We start from the raw sequence: 20499 nt of genomic DNA on the forward strand, positions 1-20499 counted from the left end.
GCCGTCGATGCTGATGGAATAGATGTGAGTCTGACGATCGTCGAGATAATGGTCCCAGTGACTCACCGGCGCTTTGTCCCAGACACGCGCGCTCATCTTGGCTTCGGTGCGCTCGGTCATGCGCTTGTCCATGTCGGCCCAACTGTTCAGGTCGGTCCAGACCTGCGACAAGAAGGCAATGCGCCGCGAATCCGGAAACCATTTGGGCGCAATCACGCCGGTGGGCACGTTGGTCACGCGTCGCGCTTCGCCGCCGTCGACCGCGATGACATAAAGTTGCTGTTGTTTATCGTCGCCGCGCTTGCCGACGAACGCGATCATCTCGCCGTCCGGACTCCACACCGGCGTCGCGGCCGAACCGCCGGCGCTGGTGAGTTGTCGTGCCTTGCCCGGTTTGGTCGGCACCAACCACAAATGGGTGTCGCCCTTGTTCTTGTCGACGTCGAAGCGGGTCACCGGCACCACGGCGAGACGGCCATCGGGAGAAATATCGGGATCGCCGAGTCGTTGCAGCTGCCACATCGCCGCTGCGCTATAGGGCTCGGCGTGCGCCGTCGACGCGAGTACGATGCCGGCCGCGAACAACGCTACTGTGCGCGTCGTGCTGTGCGGTTTTTGCTTATGACAATGCCTGCGATCGTGCCTGCGAAATGTCGGCATGCGGATCATCGGTGTGCCTCGTGTGCAATTAACATTAGTCTATCCGACCGCGCGGTCTGTGCTGTGCAAGCTGAGAAGTGCATCCATATCTGCGTAGGCATCGCTACGTACACTCGCGACTGTCCAGCATGTGTGCTGTCTCGTTTGAATAGCGAGCCACGTACCGGCTCGCCAGAGCCGCGCTCAACTCGCACGGAGGCGTCGGTCGCATGGAGCGTCAGAAGAGGGGACTTCGAGTGATCCAAGCTAAATTTCGTAATCGCCTGCCTTTGCCACAACCTGCTGTCGTGCATGTTCGCCGCTCCTATGCCGAAAGCCGGTTCGGTCAGATTCATCTGTCGACGGCCTATCCGTCGGGCGGCGGTTTCGACGAGCGTACACCGGTTATCTGCCTGCATCACAGTGGCGGCTCCGGTCGCTTCTTTAACCCGGTGCTGCGCGAGATCGGTCATGACCGCAGTATTTATGCGCCGGATTTGCCGGGCCATGGCAGCTCCGATCCGGCCAGCAGTAAAGCGACGGTGGCCGATCTGGCCGCGGGCATCGGCGATTTCGTCGACAGCCTGCGCTTGCGTAACGTCGACCTGGCCGGCTATCAGCTCGGCGCCTTGGTCGCCGCCGAACTCGCCATCAGCCGCCCGCAATTGATTCGTCGTGTGTTGCTGTGGGGCGTGCCTGCCTACGGCGTCCAGGAACGGGCCGCGCTCTTGCAAAATGTACCGTCGCCGGGCTCGCGCGATGACGGCTCCGATGTGCTGGAAGACTGGCGTCGCACGCTGGACCGTCGTGGCCCCGGTGCGCCCATCGGTGCGCTGGCCGACGATTTCGGTGATCGCTTACGGGCCGGCAGCGCCGGTGCGCGTTCGTTCGCCGCCATGCTCGAGTATCCGGTGTCGGAACGCCTGCCGCTGGTCAAGCAGTCGGCATTGATACTGCGTTTGAAGGATGAGTACTGGGAACACTCGGGACGCGCGCGAGCGTCATTGCCCAACGGCTCCATGCTCGACTTGCCGGACTACGGCCAGGGCTTCCTGAGCGCCGCACCTCAGCGCTTCACGTCAGTGGCGCGCGAGTTCTTCGATCGTTGATCTTCGAGCGTAAAAGGGGACAGATTTAATATCCGTCCCCTCTCGGGGATATTAAATCTGTCCCCTTTTACGCTTCAAACCGAGCGCTCCCAGCTCCACGCACAGGTCAGGCCGGCGATCAGGCAAGTGGTCGCCCAGCGCGAGGCCATCATGGCCATCGTTTTGGTCGACAGGCCGCGTTCCGGCGCGGTACTGATCCATGCCGCTACGACGGCAGGCAGCGAAACCGGCACCCAGCACAGCATCGCGAACGACACGCCGCGAAACCACCACGGCACGTCGACCATCGCCGCCAAGCCCCAGCTGAGCCAGAACAACAGGCCGAGCCCGGTGCCGCAGATCAAATGCAAAAAGGCATCGGTCAGGCTGAGCGACGTCATGGCGCTGCCGCGCCAGCGAATCATTTCGTAAATGGAATACAGCACCGAGTGCGCCAGCACGGCGACCAGGCCGCTCAAACTGCCCATCAGCAATAAATAAGTGAGTTCCATGGTCGGTGCGCTCAGCGCAGGACCTGTTGCAAGCCGTTGAACAGCTTGTCCACTTCATCGTGAGTATTGAAGGCATGGGTCGAGATGCGGACCGCACCTTCGCTCTTGCCGGGCCATTGCAGGTCACGTGCGAATACACGGTGACCGCGCACCAAGCCGAGTGTGATATCCGAAGCCGCTCGGCCGGGCACATGAAACGCCAAAATGCCGGCCCACAAACCGGGACGATTCGGGGTCAGCACTTCGACGCCGGGCAACTGTTGCAAGCGCAGCCGCGCGTAGATGGTCAGCTCACGAATGCGCGCTTCGATTCGACTACGCAAGACTTGCTGATGAAATTCCAGCGCCACTTCGGAGCCACGCAATGGCGGCCAGTGCAGCGGCACGATGTTTCCTAACTTGTGTAACGCCGCCGGCACGCCGACGTGGCCGTTGGATTGGGTCGGTGTGATGACCGGCGGCGATGCATCCATGCCGCGCGGCTGCGACGGCCAGACGCGATCGAGCATGTCACGACGAACATACAACATCCCGGTGCCGTTGCTGCCGCCGAGCCATTTATGGAACGACGTGCCGTAAAAATCGCAGCCCAGATCGCGCAGCTGAAAATCCAGCATGCCGACCGCCTGCGCACCGTCGACCACACTGATCAGATTGCGCTGGCGGGCGAACTGAGTCAGCTCCTGCACCGGCATCAACGTGCCATCGGCGTATTGCACATGGGAGAACAACAACACCTTGGTGCGTTCGGTGACCGCGCCGGCAAACAGCCCGAGCGCTTGTTCCGGTCCGCTCATCGGCGCCGGCAAATCGATTTGTTTCACCACGATGCCGCGACGTCGGGCGAGCAACAGCCAGGGGCTGAGCGTCGCCGGATGTTCGCGATTGGTGGTCAGGATTTCATCGCCGGCATTCAGGTCCAACCCTTGTGCGACCGTAGCGATGGCCTCGCCGGTGCCTCGGGTAAACAAAACTTCATCGGCGTCGCAGCCCAGGAAGCCGGCGAACGCGGTCGCGATGCGCGTGCTCTCGGCGCTCCATTGACCGTCGGCGAATGCGGCGATGTTCAGGCTTTGTGAGTCACGCACACGATATTCAGTTGCCATCGCGCCCCGCAGCGTCGGGCCGGCGCCGGCGACATCTAAATACGTTCGCTGCAGGTCCAGCACCGGTTGGGTGCGGAACCATTGCCACAGCTCCTTGGTGGTCGCCGGCATGCTCGCTATCGGCTGCGCGCTCGCAGGTGCGGCCGAGCCGAGGGCAGCGACGCCCACGGATGTCATGAGGCTGGAGGCCAGTAGATCGCGGCGGGTGAGACGGGCGGTCGAATCGTTCATGCGGCGTGTCGGTGGCTGGCGGCGGCGCGCATTATTGCAGGAATGCGGTATCCTGGCCTGTATGTCCCACGATTACCTCGAACGTATTCTCAAAGCGCGCGTCTATGACGTCGCTATCGCCACACCGCTGGAAGCGGCGCCGCGGCTGAGCCGCCGGCTGGCGAACAGCGTCCTCTTCAAGCGAGAGGATCTGCAGCCGGTGTTCTCGTTCAAGATTCGCGGCGCATACAACAAGATTGCCCACCTGTCGGAAACTGCCGCCAAGCGGGGTGTGATTTGTGCCTCCGCCGGCAATCATGCGCAGGGCGTGGCGTTGGCCGCCAAGCGTCGCGGCATTCCCGCCACCATCGTGATGCCTCAAACCACTCCGGAGATCAAAGTGCAGGCGGTGCTGGATCATGGCGCCGAGGTCGTGCTCCATGGCGACGATTACGATGCCGCCTACGAGCATGCGATGAAGCTGATGGGCGAGCGCCAGCTGGCGTTCATTCATCCGTTCGACGATCCGGATGTGATCGCCGGTCAGGGCACCATCGGCATGGAACTGTTGCGGCAATGTCCGGGCGAGCAAATCGATGCGATTTTCATCGCGGTGGGCGGCGGCGGTCTGATCGCCGGCGTCGCGGCGTATGTGAAATATTTGTTTCCCAAGGTCAAGATCATCGGCGTCGAGCCCGACGATGCGGACGCCATGTCCAAGTCGTTGCAGGCTGGCAAGCGTGTGATGCTGGATCGCGTCGGCATCTTTGCCGACGGCGTCGCGGTCCGGCGCGTCGGCGAGGAAACATTCCGCCTGGCGCGCGAGTATGTGGACGAAATCATCCTGGTCAGCACCGACGAGATCTGCTCGGCCATGCAGGATATTTTCGAAGAGAACCGCACCATCGTCGAACCGTCCGGGGCGTTGTCGGTGGCCGGCATCAAGCGCTACGTGCAGCGTGAGCAATGCAAAGACCGCACGTTCATCTCCATCAACTGCGGCGCCAATGTGAACTTCGACCGCCTGCGTCACGTCGCCGAGCGCGCCGACATCGGTGGCCAACGCGAGGCGCTGATCTCGGTGGAGATTCCGGAAGTGAAAGGCAGCTTCCTGCGCTTCTGCGAAACCCTCGGCCGGCGGAACGTCACCGAGTTCAACTATCGCTACAGCGATGCGGCGTCCGCGCAGCTGTTCGTCGGCTTCGGGCTCAGCGACGGTCGTCGTGAGAAAGAAGCAGTGATCAAACAGCTGAAGGATACGGGTTACAACGTGCACGACATGAGCGACAACGAAGTCGCCAAGCTGCACGTCCGCTACATGATCGGCGGCCACGCTCGCGGCATCGACGATGAACGTCTGTTCCGCTTCGAATTTCCTGAACGCCCCGGCGCGCTACTCAAGTTCCTGCACGCCATCGGCACTCGCTGGAACATCACCTTGTTCCATTACCGCAATCATGGCTCCGACTACGGTCGCGTCCTGGTCGGCGTGCAAATTCCCGCTGCCGAAAGCACCGAGTTCGACCTGCATGTCCGTGAGCTCAAATATGTGTACGCGGAAGAAACTCAAAACGCGGCGTACACCATGTTCCTGGGCGGGTGAATCCTACGGCGACGCTAACGTCGCCAGCGCTTCCTTGGTGCGCTGAGTGATGACCGCGTCTTCGCCTTGGGCCTGCGACAGGATGGGATAGCTGGCCTGCAGCAGCGGTGCCGCTTCGGCAGCGCGTTGTTGAGCGAGCAGAGCGCGACCCAGAGAACTGTTGATCGCAGCGAGTTGCGGGCTGTCGGCGGTCAGGGACTTCGAAGCGATCTGCGAGGCTTGCCGCAATGTTTGCTCGGCCTCTTTGAGTCGACCTTGTTCCAACTGCGCGCGACCCAAGCCGGAGAGCGCCGAGGCGGCGAAAGGATGGTCGGCAGGCAACGATGCTGAATAGATCGCGAGCGCGGCGCTAAAGTCTTGCTGAGCTTGAACAGGATTGCCGGCATCCACTCGTAACATACCGAGGCTCACCAAGTCGTGACCGACGAAGGGATGCGTATCGCCGCGTGCCTTGCGATCCAAGTCGACGACCCGCGCCAATACTCGTTCCGCCTCGGCCAAGTGACCGCGACGATGCAGGAAGCGTCCGTAATTGGACGTCGCATCCAAAGTCATGGGATGAGCTTCACCCAACACCTTGCCCAGAATTTGTAACGACTCGGTGTAGAGCGGCGCAGCCTCGTCGAGCTTGCCTTGAGACTGCAGCGTAAACGCCAGGTTCAGCTCATGCATGCCCACGCTGGGATGATCGTTGCCGAGTGCCTGGCGATCGATATCCAATGCCGCACGATACAGCGTCGCTGCGCGCTCATAGTCGTTGCGATACGTGTGCAGACTCGCTAACTCGTTCATCACCGACGCCGCTGCAGGCGTGCGGTCCTGTTGATGTTGCCGATAGATCGTCAGGCTGTCTTCGAAGTAGCGTTCAGCCAGATCCAACTCGCCGCGTAGCTGAGCGAGCCTGCCATGCGCCTGCAACGTTGGCGCGACGGCGGCATCGTTGGCGCCCAACAGTTCTTTCTGCATCAGCAATGCGACGTTGAGATGGTCGGCACACTTGTCGAGCTGGCCGCGGTCGCAAAGCGCGTTGCCGAGCGCGACATGAGCGAGTGCCACTTCAGCGTGACGCTCGCCATGAATCCGAACTCGCGACTTCAAGGCATCTTCCAGCAGCTCCACCGAGCTTTCATACAAGCCCATGCTGCCGTAAACACGACCAATGGTACCCAGCAGAGTCGCCCGCGTTTCGGGTTGTTCATTGAGCCCTAGTCGAATGCGGCGTGCGCCGATATCCAACATTTCGCGGGCCGTGATTTGATTGCCTCGACTGCGCGATGGATCGGACAGCTCGAACAACTCGACCAGGAACGACGAAATCTGTTCGGCGCGCGTTCGCTCTGCAGTAGCGACGTCGCGCTCTTGGGCAATCCGCTGGGCTTGGAGGTAAGTGACCGCAGAAAAAGCGGCAAGCGTAATGACGACCGCCACGCCGGCTGCCACCGACCAGGCATGTCGAGAAATGAACTTCTGGGTTCGATACAACCAAGTGTCGCTGGTCGCGAGCACCGGCTGGCCATTCAAATGATGTTCGATGTCGGCCGCGAGTTGCTCGGCCGACGCATAGCGACGCTCCGGATCCTTACGCATCGCCATGCCGATGATGTTGTCGAGATCGCCGCGTAACTGTTTGTGTAATCGAGGCGAAGTCGTCGAGCGACGCGCTGCCACGTCCGCCATGAGCTCCGGCGACTCGGCGTCGAGGCGTGACACCGTCTCGCTGGGCGTCGGCGCTTCCTGCTCACAGATGATCCGTTCCATGTCGGTCAGGCTGGTGCCGACCAGATGGAACGGCCGCTTGCCACACAGCAACTCATACAGCAGCACGCCCAGCACATAGATGTCGCTGGAGGTGGTAATCACATCGCCGCGCACCTGTTCGGGGCTGGCATGCGCCGGCGTCATCACCCGGTACTCGAAATGGGTGACTGCCAGCGTGTGTGCCGAATGCCGCGAGTCGAGCAGCTTGGCGATGCCGAAATCCAATAGTTTGGGCACGCCGTCGGCGGTGATCAGGATGTTGTTGGGCTTCAGGTCCCGATGCACGATCAGGTTCTGATGCGCGTATTGAACGGCGCCGCAGATGGTGCGGATCAACTGTAAGCGCGCTTCCACCGAGAGCTTGTGCCGGTCGCAGTAGATGTCGATGGGTTCGCCATCGATGTATTCCATGACCAGGTAAGGCGTGCCATCCGGCGCGCGGCCGCCATCCAGCAGTCGTGCGATGTTGGGATGCTGGAGCGTGGCCAGTATTTGCCGCTCCATGCGCAAGCGGCTCTGGATCTGCGGCGAAAACAGCCCGCCGCGCACGATCTTCAATGCGACGCGCTGCTGATACTCCTCGTCGGCGCGGTCGGCCAGATAGACGTCGCCCATGCCGCCCGAGCCCAGCTTGCGGACGATGCGGTAGTGGCCGAGGCGCTGACCTTCGAGCGATTCGAGCGGCGTGGCACGCATGCTCTCGCCGGCTGCCACTTCATCCCAGAATCCCTGCTCTTGCGCGGCCTTTTCGCCCAGCGCATCGCCCAATGCCTGCATTACATGCGACAGCAATGTTTCATCGGCGCCGCAGGCACGCCGCACGTAGTCGCCTCGGTCTCGAGTGTTGAGGCCGCGCGCGTGCGCGACGATGGTGGTGACTTGTTCGTGCATGTTGTTGCCGTTTTCCATCGGCCGCAATCATGCATCAGCTCGGTGCCACCGTGTAATATGCTTACGCACGTCCGAACGTGACAAAAACGTCAGTGGGACTAACCCGGAGGTTCGAGCATGGCAACCAAGCGTAAAGCCGCCAAAAAGGCCGGCAAGAAAAAAGCTACCAAAAAGAAGGTAGCCAAGGCGGGCACCAACGTGATCCGCACGCCGCAGAAGAGGTAAGTGCCGCGGCGATGTCGTGCGCCTGACGCCGGCATCGCCCTGTTTCCCGTCTGACTTGCCATCGTCCAGTTCATGTCCTACCGCGCACTGCGCCCCCTGCAAAACGACAGTCTCGAGGCGCGGGGCCTGACCTTCCATGTGTATCGCTGGCCGGGCGCCGACCCCGAGCCGCTGGTGCTACTGCACGGCTGGGGCGATACCGGCGAGACTTTTCAATTCCTGGTCGATTGCTTGAGTGCCGAGCGCACCTGTATCGCCATCGACCTGCGGGGCTTCGGTCGCACCCAGCGACCGCCCGATGGCTATTGGTTTGCCGATTACCTGGCCGATGTCGATGCCGTGCTGGATCAGTTGGTGCCGGATGCGCCGGTCGACCTGGTCGGTCATAGCATGGGCGGCAACATCGCGATGCTGTATGCGGGCGTCAGGCCGCAGCGGATCCGGCGCTTGGTGAGCTTGGAAGGTTTCGGCATGGCGCGGACCACCGCCGATCAAGCTCCCGCTCGGTATGCGCAATGGCTCGACGAGGTGAAGCACGGTAGCGAGTTCAATGTATACGAGAGTTACGAACAGCTGATTCGAGTGCTTGCTCGACGTAACCCGCGTACGCCCAAAGATCGGCTCGACTTCATCGCGCGCTCTTGGGGCCAAGAACGTGACGACGGCAAGATCGAGCTGCGTGCCGATCCCAAACACAAACGAGTCAATCCGGTGTTGTATTCGCGTGAGCAAGCCGAGGCATGCTGGCGTGCTATCGAAGCGCCGCTTTTGTTTGTACTCGGCGATCAGTCGGAGTTGGTGAAGCGCATGGGCGATGAGCTGGCCGAAGAAAAATTGCGCACGGTGTTTGGTGACGGAACGTTTGCAACCATCGCCGACGCCGGGCACATGCTGCATCACGAACAGCCGCAGCGGCTGGCCGAGCTGATGGAAACTTTCTTGGAAGACTGAAAATAACAAGGCCCGGCCGCAATACTGCGCCGGGCCTTCTAGAAAATAGCTATCAGTTCTTCTTCAGCTCGTCGACGGCATCTTTGGCGCCTTCGCGCGCTTCATCGACTGCATCGTCCACTTTGCTGGCGGTGGATTCCTTGCCGCCGTTCTTGATGGTGTCGATGGCTTCATCGACTTCCTCGCCGGCTTGTTCCACCGGGCCTTTCTTGTCGCAGGCCGCCAGGCCCAGGCTCAAGCTCGCGGCGAGCATCGCCGACCAAATTACTTTTGCAGTTACTTTCATGATGTTTGCTCCGCAGTGCGCCCGGCACCGGGCGTTTTATAGGGTTACCAATAAAGTCGTCAGAAAAACGTATACGGCTGCGGGAAGTTCCGCAGCGACGACTCCGGAACCGGACATAAGTTCGCGCGTTCGGTGACTGAAGCGGCTCGTTGCAAACCATGTTACGAGCTGGAGATTTGGCAACAGGTACGGAGGTTCACATGCTGTCTTGGGCGCTGACATTCTTTGTCGTCGCGATCATCGCTGCCGTGCTGGGCTTTACCAGCATCGCCGGTGCCGCGGCCGGTATCGCGAAGATTCTGTTCTTTATTTTCTTGGTGCTGACCTTGGTCGCACTGGTGGGTGGCGCATTGCGCGGCAGGCCCCCGGTCTAGAGATGAGTGGCGGTAAAAACAAACGGGGCCTGACGGCCCCGTTTTTTTATGCACCCCAATAATTGGGAAATGACTAATTGGCGTTACGCGAACAGCAGCGCCTGACTCACTGCCACTCGCACGGTCTCCGGCACGAACGGCTTGGTCACCAGGAAGGTCGGCTCGGGACGTTCGCCGGTCAGCAACCGCTCCGGATACGCAGTGATGAACACGATGGGCACATCCACTTCGCTCAAGATCTGGCGGACGGCATCGATACCGGAACTGCCGTCGGCTAGTTTGATGTCGGCGAGCACCAATCCCGGCTCGGTCTTGCGCGCGGCTTTCACCGCTTCGTCCCGAGTAGTGGCGATGGCGGCGACGGTATGACCCATCTCGCGCACGATGCTTTGCAGATCCAACGAAATGATGGGCTCGTCTTCGATGATCAGCACCTTGGTGCTGGGCTGATTGGAAATCTCGCGCACCGCCTGGCTGACCATCTGCTTCGCTTCTTCCTCATCGACGCTGAGGATGTGCGCGGCATCGCTAATGTTGAAGCCTTCCATCGCGGTCAGCAGCAGCGCCTGGCGGCGCGCCGGTGTGAGCTCGCTCAAGCGTCGCTCGACGCCATCGGCATCGCGCTTGGACGAGGCCGCGGGAATTTCGATGTGGGCGCTGTTCCACAGCTTATGGAACAGGCGGTACAGCCCCACTCGGGGCGACAGGCGTGCATCCAGTACCGAAGTATCGGCAACGATCGCTTCCAAACATGCCCGGACATAGGCATCGCCGCTCTTCTGCGTCCCGCACAGCGCACGGGCATACCGGCGCAGGTAGGGCAGATGTTCGGCGATGGCGTGAGCTAAGGCCATGGAGACTCCTAAAAACGGTTTCTTATCGGCCCCGGTCGTGAGGTGCTCTAAGGGCAAAGACCGGCGCGCGCAAATGATTGCAGCAATACTATGTACGAACGGGGTGGAAGGTTCCTTACTCCCTGGAACTTTTTCACGGCACGGTGCGTTTCCCCGCACTGAACCGACCCTGCGGGCGCGGACCGCGCTTTTATTGAATCAGCCATGATCATGAGTGAGCAAACCAAGCCTGGCGAGCCCGTCGAAGCAGCAGCCGCGAGCCCGACGGAGCAAGTCCCCGACTGGCTCGGCTCGCGCTTGAAGCGCATGTTCACCGACGTCATGGACGAGCCCGTGCCGGACGAGTTCAAGCAGCTGCTGAAACAGCTCGAGGACAAGGAGCGTGGCGCTTGAGCGGTGGTAACGGGGCCAACCCGTCCGGTACCACAGCGGATTCAGGCACTCAGCGGAAGCCGTCCATGACCCCAGGCCAGGACAAATTTCTCGAGCAAGTGACGGCGTTGCTGCCGGCCTTGCGTGCCTTCGGTCGCTCCTTGTGTGGCGATCCGGCGCGTGCCGACGATCTCGTGCAAGACACCGTGCTGAAGGCGTGGACCAACCGTGAGCAATTCCAGGCGGGCAGCAACCTGAAGGCCTGGTTGTTCACCATTCTGCGCAACTGTTACTACTCGGAACTGCGTCATCGCAAGTTCGAGATCGAGGATCCGGACGGCATCTGCGCCTCGCAAATGGCGGTCGCGCCCGATCACGACGCTAAACTGCATCTGCGCGACCTGAATCGCGCCTTGCAGGAGCTGCCGGTGGATCAGCGTGAAGCCTTGGTGCTGGTGTGTGCCACCGGTCTGTCCTACGAAGAAGCGGCGGACGTCTGTCAGGTGGCGGTGGGTACGATCAAGAGCCGCATCGCGCGTGCCCGCGATCGCCTGGTCGAGTTGCTCGGCGAAGATGCCACACAGGTCACCGGGAATTTGCCCGGCGTCGGTTCACTCAGCGAGTCTATCGCCAGCGAGCGGCGCTCAGGCGCGTCCTGAGCTACGCGATTGCTTTGAATCGCGGGGAGTCGCTGCTTGAAGAGCGCTAAGATCGTGGCCGCGCGTTCCTGGTTTGGCCGGAACGCCGGCCTGCGCCCGCGACTCGTGCTCATTGTCGGCATCGCCATGCTGGCGCCCGGCGCGCTCGCCGTGTTGCAGGCGATCTCCAGCTACAACAGCAGCATGCGCATCCTGGAGCAGAATCTGGCCCAGGCCGCGCAGTTGTCCGCGACCGAGCAAGTCAACATGATCTCGGCGTCGCGCGAGATCCTCACCAGCCTGGCTGCGCAACCCGACATTCGTCTCGGCGAAGGGGCGGCCTGTCGACGCTCTCTGCAACGAGCGATCGGCGGACTCGATCAATACGCCGGCGCAGCCGTGGTCGACGCCAAAGGCAACTTCACGTGTGCTTCCAGCCCGACGCGCAACGTCGTGAACGTCGCCGATCGGCAATGGTTCATCTCGGTGATGAGCGGCGATGGCTTCGTCATCAGCGATCTGATCGTCAGCCGCTGGCTGGGCAGTTGGGGCATCGTGACGGCGGTGCCGCTGGTCAACGAAGACGGCGTGATCGAGGGCTCGGTGGCGTTGTTCATCGGCCTGGATTGGCTGACGCGTCGCTATCACTACGGCAACGAAACCGATGACACCGCGTTCGCGCTGCTCGACAGCCAGGGCGAGACCATCACCGCAGAAGCGGAACGATCGCCGGCGCGTTCGCCACTACCTTCGCGCGACATCGTCAATGAACATCTGCGCGAACACTTGCAGGGCGGGCAGACCCAAACCTTCCGTGCTCGTGGTCACGATGGCACGTGGCGGTTGTACGCCATCAGTCCGTTGCTCGGTGGCCGCATCTTCGTGATCCTGGGCACGCCGGTGCTCACTGCTATCGGGCCGCTGGCGTTGCAGGTTGCCTGGGGTGTGCTCACGCCATTGTTGATGTGGGCGCTGGCCATCGCAGTGGTGTGGTTTGGTATCGAGCATCTGGTGGTGCGCTGGATCACGTATCTCGAGCGCATCACCTCGGCCTATGCCGCTGGTCGTCACAGCGTGCGTCCGGAACGAGTCAGTGCTGCGCCGGCGGAAATTCGCAGTCTCGGCGAAACTTTCTCGCGCATGGCGGATTTGCTGTCCGCACGCGAAAACGAGCTGCGCGAGTCATTGGCGCAAAAAGAAATCCTGGTGCGCGAGATTCATCACCGGGTCAAAAACAACCTGCAGTTGGTGATGAGCTTGCTCAATCTGCACGCTCGTCGTATTCGCGATCCGCGAGCTGAAGTGGCGTTCGCCGAGGCGCGCAGTCGTATCAACGCGCTCGCGACGTTGCATCGACGCTTGTATGAGTCGGAGAGCTTGCAGGAAATCGATTTGAAATGGTTCCTGGAAGATCTGTGTGCGGAGTTGCGACGAGGCGGTCTGTCGCGCGGACGTAATGTCGAGCTCACGGTGGATGCGCCGAGCGAAGTCATCGGCCCTGATGTCGCCGTGCCGCTGGGCTTGCTGGTGACTGAAGCCATCACCAACGCGTACAAGCACGCGTTCAACGAGCGTGCCGGTGGTCACATTCAAGTACAGATCGTTCGCGAGTCGCCGTCGTCACTATTGCTGTCGATTCGCGATGACGGCATCGGCTTGGACGCCGCGCCCAACACCACCGACAACAACGGTCTGGGTCGGTCGCTGATCGAAGCGTTCGTGCGTCAACTGCGCGGCGAACTGGAAACACGTTCTGAAGACGGCACGGTGGTGCAGGTGAGATTTCCGGCGCAGCTCAAGGAGCCGGAGGCACCGAAGCACGGCGGACATCATTCCTCACATCATCACGGCAGCCACGCCGTGCCTGGGATGATTCAGCCCGGCCCCGTGGCGCCTGCTGAAACTCCGCCGAGCGAGCGTAGCAAGTCCGCTTAGCGGGCAGTATCCTGGCGCGTCTCCCAGGAACCCATCGCCGCCACGCATGACCAGCTTGTCGGCGCAGACGCGAGCCGTCCTGCGCCATCCCAATCTTCTGTTCTTTATCTCGGCGCGCTTTCTGGCCACCTTGGCGGCCCAGATCCAGGTGGTCGCGGTCGGCTGGCAGATGTACGACATCACCGGCGACCCGCTCGATCTGGGCTTGATCGGGCTGTCGCAGTTCATTCCGTTCGTGACCTTGATCCTGCCGGCCGGACATGCCGCCGATCACCACAATCGTTCTCGCATCGTCACGTCTTGTTATTTCACCAACGCGGTCTGTGCGCTGGCGCTGTTGCTGATCACCTTGGGCGGCATGCAATCAGTGTGGCCGGTGTTCATTGCGATGATGTTGCTCGGCGCGGCACGGGCATTCTCGATGCCGGCCGCGCAATCGGTGTTGCCGAACCTGGTGCCGGTCGATTCGTTCAAGCGCGCCGTGGCGTTGAATTCTTCGTCGCTACAGTTCGCCAACATCATCGGGCCGGCGGTAGGCGGCGTGCTGTATCTCGCTGGGCCGTCGGTTGTGTACGCGTCGGTGATGGTGTTGGCGCTGGCGGCGGCACTGCTGATGTTTCAAATCCGCGGCGCGACCGAGCAAAGCAATCTGACGCGCGAGCCGCTGTCCATGGAGAACTTGCTGTCGGGTCTGAAGTTCGTGCGCTCGCGGCCCATCGTGTTCGGCGCCATTTCGCTGGATCTGTTCGCGGTGTTGTTCGGCGGTGCGACCGCTTTGTTACCGATGTTCGCGAGCGACATTCTTCACGCCGGCCCCGCGGGTCTCGGTCTGCTGCGCACGGCGCCAGGTATCGGTGCCGCTGCGTGTGGTCTGCTGTTGGCGTTGAGTCCGATCTCGCGCCACGTTGGGCCGTGGATGTTCGGCGGTGTCGCCGTGTTCGGTGTCGCGACCATCGTGTTCGGCCTGAGCACCAATTTCTATTTATCGATGCTGGCGCTGATCGTGCTGGGCGCGGCCGACATGGTGAGTGTTTACGTTCGTCATCTGCTGGTGCAGTTGGACACCCCTGATTTCATTCGCGGCCGCGTCAGCGCGGTGGCGTCGGTGTTCATCGGCGCGTCCAACGAGTTCGGCGATTTCGAGTCGGGCTTGATGGCGAAGTGGTGGGGCGCGGTGCGAGCTGTGGTGATCGGCGGAGTGGCGACGCTGGTGGTCACCGGACTGTGGGCGCGGCTGTTCCCGGTACTGTGGAAAATGCAGACCTTTCCGGAAAAGAAGTAGCTTCCATACTGGTTTTATATCCAGTACCATCTTTCGCATGCCCAGCCCGATTCGCCCTGCTGTTCGCAACGGACGCGGCGCCGTGTCGAATCCTGCTGGGCGCTTCGAACCCACGCGCGCTGAAGTCCTGGATGACGGTTGGGGCAGTCTGGATGAAGCGCTGCCGGCGTTACAGACCACAGTGCAACCCGAGCCGGCGCGTTCCATCATCAGTCGCAACAAGTCGCCGGACATTCCGTTCGACCAGTCGATCAATCCGTATCGAGGTTGCGAGCACGGCTGCATCTATTGTTACGCTCGGCCGTCGCACGGCTATTTGAATTTGTCGCCGGGCTTGGATTTCGAGACCAAGCTGTTCTACAAGGCGGACGCGGCACGCCTGCTCGAAGAGGAGCTGTCGGCGCGCAACTATCGTTGTTCGCCCATCACCATCGGCGCCAACACAGATCCTTATCAGCCCATCGAACGCGAGTATCGAGTCACTCGTAGCATCATCGAGGTGCTGGCCAGGCGGCGCCATCCGTTTTCCATCATTACCAAGAGCGCCATGATCGAGCGGGATATCGATCTGCTGGCGCCGCTCGCCAAGGACAACTTGGTTTATGCGCTGGTCAGCGTCACCACGCTGAACAATGACATCAAGCGCACGCTCGAACCGCGCACGGCCTCGCCGGCGGCGCGACTGCGAGCCATTCGCAGCTTGAGCTCGGCAGGGATTCCTGTAGGCGTGATGGTGGCGCCGGTGATTCCGGTGCTCACCGACGCCGAGTTGGAAAAAATTGTCGAGGCGGCCGCCGCGGCTGGCGCGCGATCGGCGGGCTACGTCCTGCTGCGGTTACCGTACGAGTTGAAGGATTTATTTCGCGAGTGGTTGGAGCAGAACGAGCCGCTCAAGGCCAAACACGTGTGGTCACGCTTGCACGATATGCGCGGTGGGCGGGACAACGACCCGCGTTGGGGTGTTCGCCAACGTGGCGAAGGTCAGTACGCCGAATTACTTGCGCAACGGTTCGCTGCCGCGTGCGCTCGACACGGACTCAAACATCGCGAAAGATTTGTCCACAACAGCGCGTTGTTTGTTGCGGGCTCCACTGCAAACAGCGGCGAGTCGCGGCAAATGTCGTTGCTTTGAAGCGGCGGCGCGCTGTCACATGCGCCGCTACTGCGTGCTCATTTGACAGTGCACGTGGCTGCGAAGCGCTCTGCTTGCTGCAGCTTGCGCGTTTTCCCGGCATTGACGTATGAATGGCTGGCGTATACTCGATCGTAAAGGTCGGGCGTGACGCACCGGCAAGCCGAAAGCAATGAAGCGAATCGGATTGTCGTGAGCCGGCGAACGCTTCAGGACGGATGTTCCGCGAGACCTGCACTCCCTGGAGAAGATCATGAACTCTGGCGTCACTGTCTCCGCGCGTCTCGCGATGGCCATCGCGACGCTGACTCCTGCGTTGCTGATGAGCGGTTGCATGACCGCCAAGATCGAGGAGATGCGTGAGGCGCCGACGCAAATCTCGTCGCACGAAGCAATCGTGTTGCTCGCCAAGCCGCACTTGGAAGGCACGGGCACGGAAGACAAATTCCTCGATTGTCTGGAGCGAGAACTGGTCGGCGAAACGGTCTCCGCAAGCGTTGCTGAGAGGCAACGCGCAGGTAAAGCGTTCGAGCCGCGCAGTAACTTGGCGAAGGGTCCGTTCCAGATCTACGCAGATCATTATTTCGTCGACGCGTTGTATCCGTGGCTCGAGCCCAGCACCGCACCGGCCAATGCGCAGGGCTTCACTACCTTCCTGGCGCGCCCCGGCGTCTCCGAGCGAGTGGCCGAAATGGGCGTGCGCTACATCGTGTGGGTGGACGGCGTGACGCAAAAGACCGACGGCGGCGGCAGCATCGCTTGCGCGGCCGGTCCTGGCGGCGCCGGTTGCCTCGGCCTCGGTTGGTGGGAGAAGTCCTCCGACTACGAAGCCACGGTGTGGGATCTGCGTCAGGGCATCAGTGCCGGCAGTCTCACCACCGACGTGAAAGGCACGTCGGTAATGATCGGTGCCATCGCGCCGATCCCGCTGATCGCGCCGGTGCAGAGCACGGCCTGCGACCGGCTGGCCGGTCAGCTCAAACAGTTTTTATTGGGGTCAGGCGACGAAGAGACGGCGGCGGTGTCACACCCGCAGTAGCCAAACTTCGTTTTCGTGCGTTGAACCGGAAGGCGGCACCGCACCTACCCATGGTCAGCAGGCGTTCAGCTGATCGGTCGCAGAGTTCTTCGAGTGCACAGATGCGTCCTCAGGCGCGCTCGGGGAACGTTAAGGAGAGGACATGCAGAGTCAAGCCACCCGGATCATGGCCGCCGGGCCTGAATCGTCGCCGACCTCGCGTCGTCTGCTGACGATCGCCGCCCATTGCGTCGCCATCAGCTCGGTTTCCGCCTTTTTGATGGGCGGCTGCGCTCAGCAGCAGCAATCCTCTAGTTCGATGCCGTCGTCGATGCCAAGTTCCTCGGGCGGCTCCTCCGGGTCCTCGGGCGGGTCTTCAGGGTCCAGCGGCGGTGGCTCGTCGGGTGGTTCCTCCAGCAGCATGCCGAGTTCTTCCTCGTCCAGCGGTTCCAGTGGCTCGTCCGGCGGATCGTCGGGCGGTTCGCAGTCGAGCGGTGGCGCCTCTTCTTCTAAGAGTGGTTCCTCGGGTGGCGCTTCGGGTTCGAGCGGGGGCTCGCAAGGGGCTAGCGGCGGGGCTTCGGGTGGGTCGGAGTCGTCCGATGGCAGCTCTGGCGGCAGTCAGGGCGGATCCGATGGGTCCGCGGGTGCTGCTGGTGGCGCCGCGGGCGGTTCGTCAGGTGCGAGTGGCGGGCAGAGCGGCGGTGGTGCTGCCAGCCCGAATGTGACCATTGGCACTTCGTTGCCCGGCGCGGGTTTGCCTTCTGTGGGCGTGCCTTCGCCCAGCACGGGCGGTGGCGGTGCTGAAGGCGGCGGACTGCCGAGCACTGAAGCCGGCGGTGGTAGCAGCGGCGGCAGCAGTGGCGCCCAAGGCGGTGGCGGCTCGGCCGGCACGCCAGATTCTTCCAGCGGCGGCACATCCGGTGGTGCCTCTGCTAACGAAAGCATCTTCAAGAGTTCCGATAGCGGCGGTGGCGCTTCAGGCGGCAGCAGCGGCGGCGGCGCAGCAGGTGGCGGCGCAAACGCGAGCGCTCAAGGCGGCGCATCGGGTGGCGGTGGTGCCGCAGGCGGTGCCAACGCAAATGCTGGTGGCGCGCAAGGCGGAGCTTCTGGCGGCGGTGGTTCAGCAGGCGGCGGCGCAGACGCGAGCGCTCAAGGCGGCGCATCGGGTGGCAGTGGTGCCGCAGGCGGGGCCAACGCAAATGCTGGTGGCGCGCAAGGTGGAGCTTCCGGTGGCGGCGGCGCAGCTGGTGGCGGCGCTAATGCGGGCGGGTCTCAAGGCGGTGGCGGCGCCAACGCGAATGCGGGCGGCGCGGCTGGAGGTGGTGGATCTCAGGGCGGTGGCGCAGCTGGCGGCGGGGCCGCGGGCGGGCAGGCAGGCTCTATGGGTGGCGGCTCCGCAGGTGGTGCTGGCGGATATCCGTCGGCAGGGGGCGGGGCCGCTGGCGGTGGCGCCAACGGTTCGCAAGGCGGCGGGGGCGGCGGCGGTGGCATGACCAACGGCGAGCGCACCGCGCAGATCGACCGCGAGTTCGAACAAACATTCGGCATCTTCGACGGCCGCATGCGCGCCGAGCAGGCGACGATTGCAGGTCAGCGCGGCAATGGCCGCGGCGGCGCGGGCGGTGGACAAGGCAACGGCGAAACCGCCGGCCAGGCCGCGGGTGCCCAAGGCGGCGCAGCCGGCGAAGGCGAGGGTGAAGGCAACGGTAACGGCAATGGCAACGGCGGCCAGCAAGGCCGCAACGGCCAAGGCCAAGGTCAGGGTCAACAAGGCCAGGGCCAGGGCGAAGGCCAGGGCCAGGGCGGCCGCCAGGGTGGTGGTGGCGGAGTCGGCGGTGGTGTCGGCGGCGGCAGCGGTCCGAACACCGTGCCCGCAGGCATTCCCGATGGCAGCGACGACGACATCGTCGCCCGTCAGCTGCGCGAAGCCGCGATGGCTGAAACCGATCCTGAGCTGAGAGAGAAACTCTGGCAGGAGTACCGGAAATACAAGAAGGGGACCTGATACGGTCCCCTGGTCGATAGACAGTGCGATAGACGCGACGATAAAAACGAGTCGATAAAAACACTGGCGGAACGATGCGGAGTCAATGGGGCGGGTAAGGCGACGAACGGTTCAGGTTGAAAGTTATGAAGCGCACGCTAGCTTTAATCGTCCTGTCGGCGGCAGCCCTGGGGGCGGCCGGATGCGTCACACACGAGACTCGCCCGCAACAGCGGGTCAAGGCCATACAGGCCGCCACCGAAATCCCTGAAGCGCAATTGCTCGACGTGGGCGTGCGGCTGTTCGAGGAGAACCTGCCCAAGGACGAGAAGGTGATGGAGAAGGAACACATCTTCCCCGAGGTGCGCAAAGCCGAAGCGCGCTTCCTGCCCATGCAATTGCGTAACACGCTCGAAGGCACGGGGCAGTGGGGCCAGGTGCGCGTGATGCCCGCCGACGCCGAAGCACTCGACGTGTATGTCTCCGGCAAGATTCTGCAGTCCTCCGGTCAAGTGCTCCGCGCCGAAATCACGGTGACCGATGCGACCGGCCGGCAATGGTTCAAGCGCGAGTACGCACAACTCGCCGATACACGCTCGTACAAGGATCAGAACGGCAAGCCTCGCGATCCTTTCCAGAACATGTACAACACGCTGGCCAACGACATGCTGGTGTATCGCCAGCAGCTCGCTGCCACCGACTTGGAAAACGTGCGCCGCGTGTCGGAGCTGCGCTTCGCATCGGACCTGGCGCCGTATGCGTTCAGCAATTACATGGTTCAGGACAAGAAGGGCATGCGACAGGTAGTGCGCCTGCCGTCCGAGAGCGATCCGATGTTGCAGCGGATGGACCGCATCCGCGAACGCGATTACGCGCTGCTGGATACGATCAACGAACACTACTCGCTGTTCGCGGACAACATGTCCGAGCCGTACACCAATTGGCGTCGTTACAGTTACTCGGAGCTGGAAGCGAAAGATGAAGCGCGCCGCGCCGCGTTGACTCGCAAGCTGCTCGGCGCAGCAGCGATCGTCGGCGGTCTGATGGTCGGTGCCGAGGCCAACACTTATGCCGGCCAAGCTGCCGCCACCGGCGCCATCTTCGGCGGTGCTTACGCAGTGAAGAGCGGCTTCGACAAGGGCGCAGAAGTGAAACTGCACTCCGACTCGTTGAAGCAGCTCGGCGAATCGTTCCAGGCCGAAGTTCAGCCCATGGTGGTGGAAGTGGAAGGCCGCACGCTGCAGCTGAAGGGTACGGCCGAAGAGCAGTACACCGAGTGGCGGCGCTTGCTCAAAGAACTCTACGAAAACGAAACCGGTGCGCAGGTGCCCGTGTCGACGCCGCCTCCGGCGCCGGCCGCGCCCGGCACGGGCGGATGACGCGAGCCGCCCGACCCACGCAATCCTTTTCATATGCTGGAGAGCGGGCAGGAGTTATCTGCCAATCTCATGCTGGTGCGTCGCCTCGGTGCAGGCGGCAGCGGCGAGGTGTGGCTGGCGCACGATCGTGAACGGAATGGTTCCGTCGCGGTCAAGATCCTGTCGCCGGCGCTGACGCGGGACGAAGCGATCTGCGCGGCGCTCCGCGACGAATGTGCGCGGGTCGTGGCGCTTACCCATCCGAATGTTCTGCCAGTCGCTG

At 62.4% G+C, this 20499-nt stretch carries 20 protein-coding genes and 1 pseudogene; 14 read left to right on the top strand and 7 right to left on the bottom strand.

Features of this window, described 5'->3' with window-relative positions:
* On the bottom strand, positions 1-660 hold a 660-nt coding region (locus tag JNL55_RS27990), incomplete at its 3' end, for a TolB family protein (RefSeq protein WP_293862484.1).
* 236 nt (positions 661-896) lie between these two features.
* On the opposite strand from JNL55_RS27990, the gene JNL55_RS27995 reads away from it, so the two are divergent.
* Positions 897-1748: an alpha/beta fold hydrolase gene (locus JNL55_RS27995; protein ID WP_293862487.1), complete on the top strand. Its 852-nt coding sequence runs from the start codon at positions 897-899 to the stop codon at positions 1746-1748.
* A 74-nt stretch (positions 1749-1822) separates the two neighbouring features.
* Here JNL55_RS27995 and JNL55_RS28000 read toward each other — a convergent pair whose 3' ends face one another.
* Entirely contained in the window at positions 1823-2239 is a 417-nt protein-coding gene (locus tag JNL55_RS28000) for a hypothetical protein (protein ID WP_293862489.1), read from the bottom strand.
* A gap of 11 nt (positions 2240-2250) precedes the next feature.
* Positions 2251-3576, bottom strand: coding sequence for an aminotransferase class V-fold PLP-dependent enzyme (locus tag JNL55_RS28005; protein ID WP_293862491.1), 1326 nt, complete (start codon positions 3574-3576; stop codon positions 2251-2253).
* 61 nt (positions 3577-3637) lie between these two features.
* On the opposite strand from JNL55_RS28005, the gene ilvA reads away from it, so the two are divergent.
* Positions 3638-5158, top strand: coding sequence for a threonine ammonia-lyase, biosynthetic (ilvA, locus tag JNL55_RS28010; RefSeq protein ID WP_293862493.1), 1521 nt, complete (start codon positions 3638-3640; stop codon positions 5156-5158).
* Between the two features lie 3 nt (positions 5159-5161).
* On the opposite strand, the gene JNL55_RS28015 is transcribed toward ilvA, so the two are convergent.
* Positions 5162-7825, bottom strand: a complete 2664-nt coding sequence (locus tag JNL55_RS28015) for a serine/threonine-protein kinase (protein WP_293862495.1) — start codon at positions 7823-7825, stop codon at positions 5162-5164.
* Between the two features lie 279 nt (positions 7826-8104).
* Between JNL55_RS28015 and JNL55_RS28020 the strand changes: the two genes are divergently transcribed.
* Entirely contained in the window at positions 8105-8983 is an 879-nt protein-coding gene (locus JNL55_RS28020; protein ID WP_293862497.1) for an alpha/beta fold hydrolase, read from the top strand.
* A 52-nt stretch (positions 8984-9035) separates the two neighbouring features.
* On the opposite strand, the gene JNL55_RS28025 is transcribed toward JNL55_RS28020, so the two are convergent.
* A complete protein-coding gene (locus JNL55_RS28025) occupies positions 9036-9269 on the bottom strand; it encodes a hypothetical protein (RefSeq protein WP_293862499.1) in 234 nt (77 codons plus the stop codon).
* A 200-nt stretch (positions 9270-9469) separates the two neighbouring features.
* On the opposite strand from JNL55_RS28025, the gene JNL55_RS28030 reads away from it, so the two are divergent.
* Entirely contained in the window at positions 9470-9643 is a 174-nt protein-coding gene (locus JNL55_RS28030; protein WP_129641894.1) for a DUF1328 domain-containing protein, read from the top strand.
* A gap of 83 nt (positions 9644-9726) precedes the next feature.
* Here JNL55_RS28030 and JNL55_RS28035 read toward each other — a convergent pair whose 3' ends face one another.
* Positions 9727-10497 carry a response regulator gene (locus JNL55_RS28035; RefSeq protein ID WP_293862502.1) on the bottom strand — a complete coding sequence of 257 codons (771 nt, stop codon included), beginning with the start codon at positions 10495-10497 and terminating at the stop codon, positions 9727-9729.
* Positions 10498-10701: 204 nt separating this feature from the next.
* Between JNL55_RS28035 and JNL55_RS28040 the strand changes: the two genes are divergently transcribed.
* From JNL55_RS28040 to JNL55_RS28065, 6 genes are all read left to right on the top strand, one after another.
* Positions 10702-10890: a NepR family anti-sigma factor gene (locus tag JNL55_RS28040; protein ID WP_293862504.1), complete on the top strand. Its 189-nt coding sequence runs from the start codon at positions 10702-10704 to the stop codon at positions 10888-10890.
* 65 nt (positions 10891-10955) lie between these two features.
* The gene (locus tag JNL55_RS28045) at positions 10956-11528 is read left to right on the top strand and encodes a sigma-70 family RNA polymerase sigma factor (protein WP_293862506.1); all 573 of its coding nucleotides are present in this window, start codon (positions 10956-10958) and stop codon (positions 11526-11528) included.
* A 36-nt stretch (positions 11529-11564) separates the two neighbouring features.
* Positions 11565-13442: a sensor histidine kinase gene (locus tag JNL55_RS28050; RefSeq protein WP_293862508.1), complete on the top strand. Its 1878-nt coding sequence runs from the start codon at positions 11565-11567 to the stop codon at positions 13440-13442.
* A 46-nt stretch (positions 13443-13488) separates the two neighbouring features.
* Positions 13489-14724 (top strand): MFS transporter, encoded by a 1236-nt coding sequence (locus JNL55_RS28055; RefSeq protein ID WP_293862510.1) that lies wholly within the window; start codon positions 13489-13491, stop codon positions 14722-14724.
* Between the two features lie 37 nt (positions 14725-14761).
* Positions 14762-15856: a PA0069 family radical SAM protein gene (locus JNL55_RS28060; RefSeq protein WP_293862512.1), complete on the top strand. Its 1095-nt coding sequence runs from the start codon at positions 14762-14764 to the stop codon at positions 15854-15856.
* A 253-nt stretch (positions 15857-16109) separates the two neighbouring features.
* Positions 16110-16895, top strand: a complete 786-nt coding sequence (locus JNL55_RS28065) for a hypothetical protein (RefSeq protein WP_293862514.1) — start codon at positions 16110-16112, stop codon at positions 16893-16895.
* A gap of 273 nt (positions 16896-17168) precedes the next feature.
* Here the strand turns inward: JNL55_RS28065 and JNL55_RS28070 are convergent, their stop codons facing one another.
* A complete protein-coding gene (locus JNL55_RS28070) occupies positions 17169-17297 on the bottom strand; it encodes a hypothetical protein (RefSeq protein WP_293862516.1) in 129 nt (42 codons plus the stop codon).
* Positions 17298-17665: 368 nt separating this feature from the next.
* Between JNL55_RS28070 and JNL55_RS28075 the strand changes: the two genes are divergently transcribed.
* From JNL55_RS28075 to JNL55_RS28090, 4 genes and pseudogenes are all read left to right on the top strand, one after another.
* On the top strand, positions 17666-18367 hold the full coding sequence (locus JNL55_RS28075; protein WP_293862518.1) for a hypothetical protein: 702 nt from the start codon (positions 17666-17668) through the stop codon (positions 18365-18367).
* Positions 18364-18879, top strand: coding sequence for a hypothetical protein (locus JNL55_RS28080; RefSeq protein WP_293862520.1), 516 nt, complete (start codon positions 18364-18366; stop codon positions 18877-18879). Before JNL55_RS28075 ends, JNL55_RS28080 begins: the two co-directional genes overlap by 4 nt.
* A gap of 125 nt (positions 18880-19004) precedes the next feature.
* A complete protein-coding gene (locus JNL55_RS28085; RefSeq protein WP_293862522.1) occupies positions 19005-20237 on the top strand; it encodes a hypothetical protein in 1233 nt (410 codons plus the stop codon).
* A 33-nt stretch (positions 20238-20270) separates the two neighbouring features.
* A pseudogene (locus JNL55_RS28090) lies at positions 20271-20499 on the top strand (serine/threonine protein kinase); the annotation flags it as partial.

Origin of the sequence: Steroidobacter sp. (genome assembly GCF_016790065.1) — a bacterium.
GTDB lineage: Bacteria > Pseudomonadota > Gammaproteobacteria > Steroidobacterales > Steroidobacteraceae > Steroidobacter.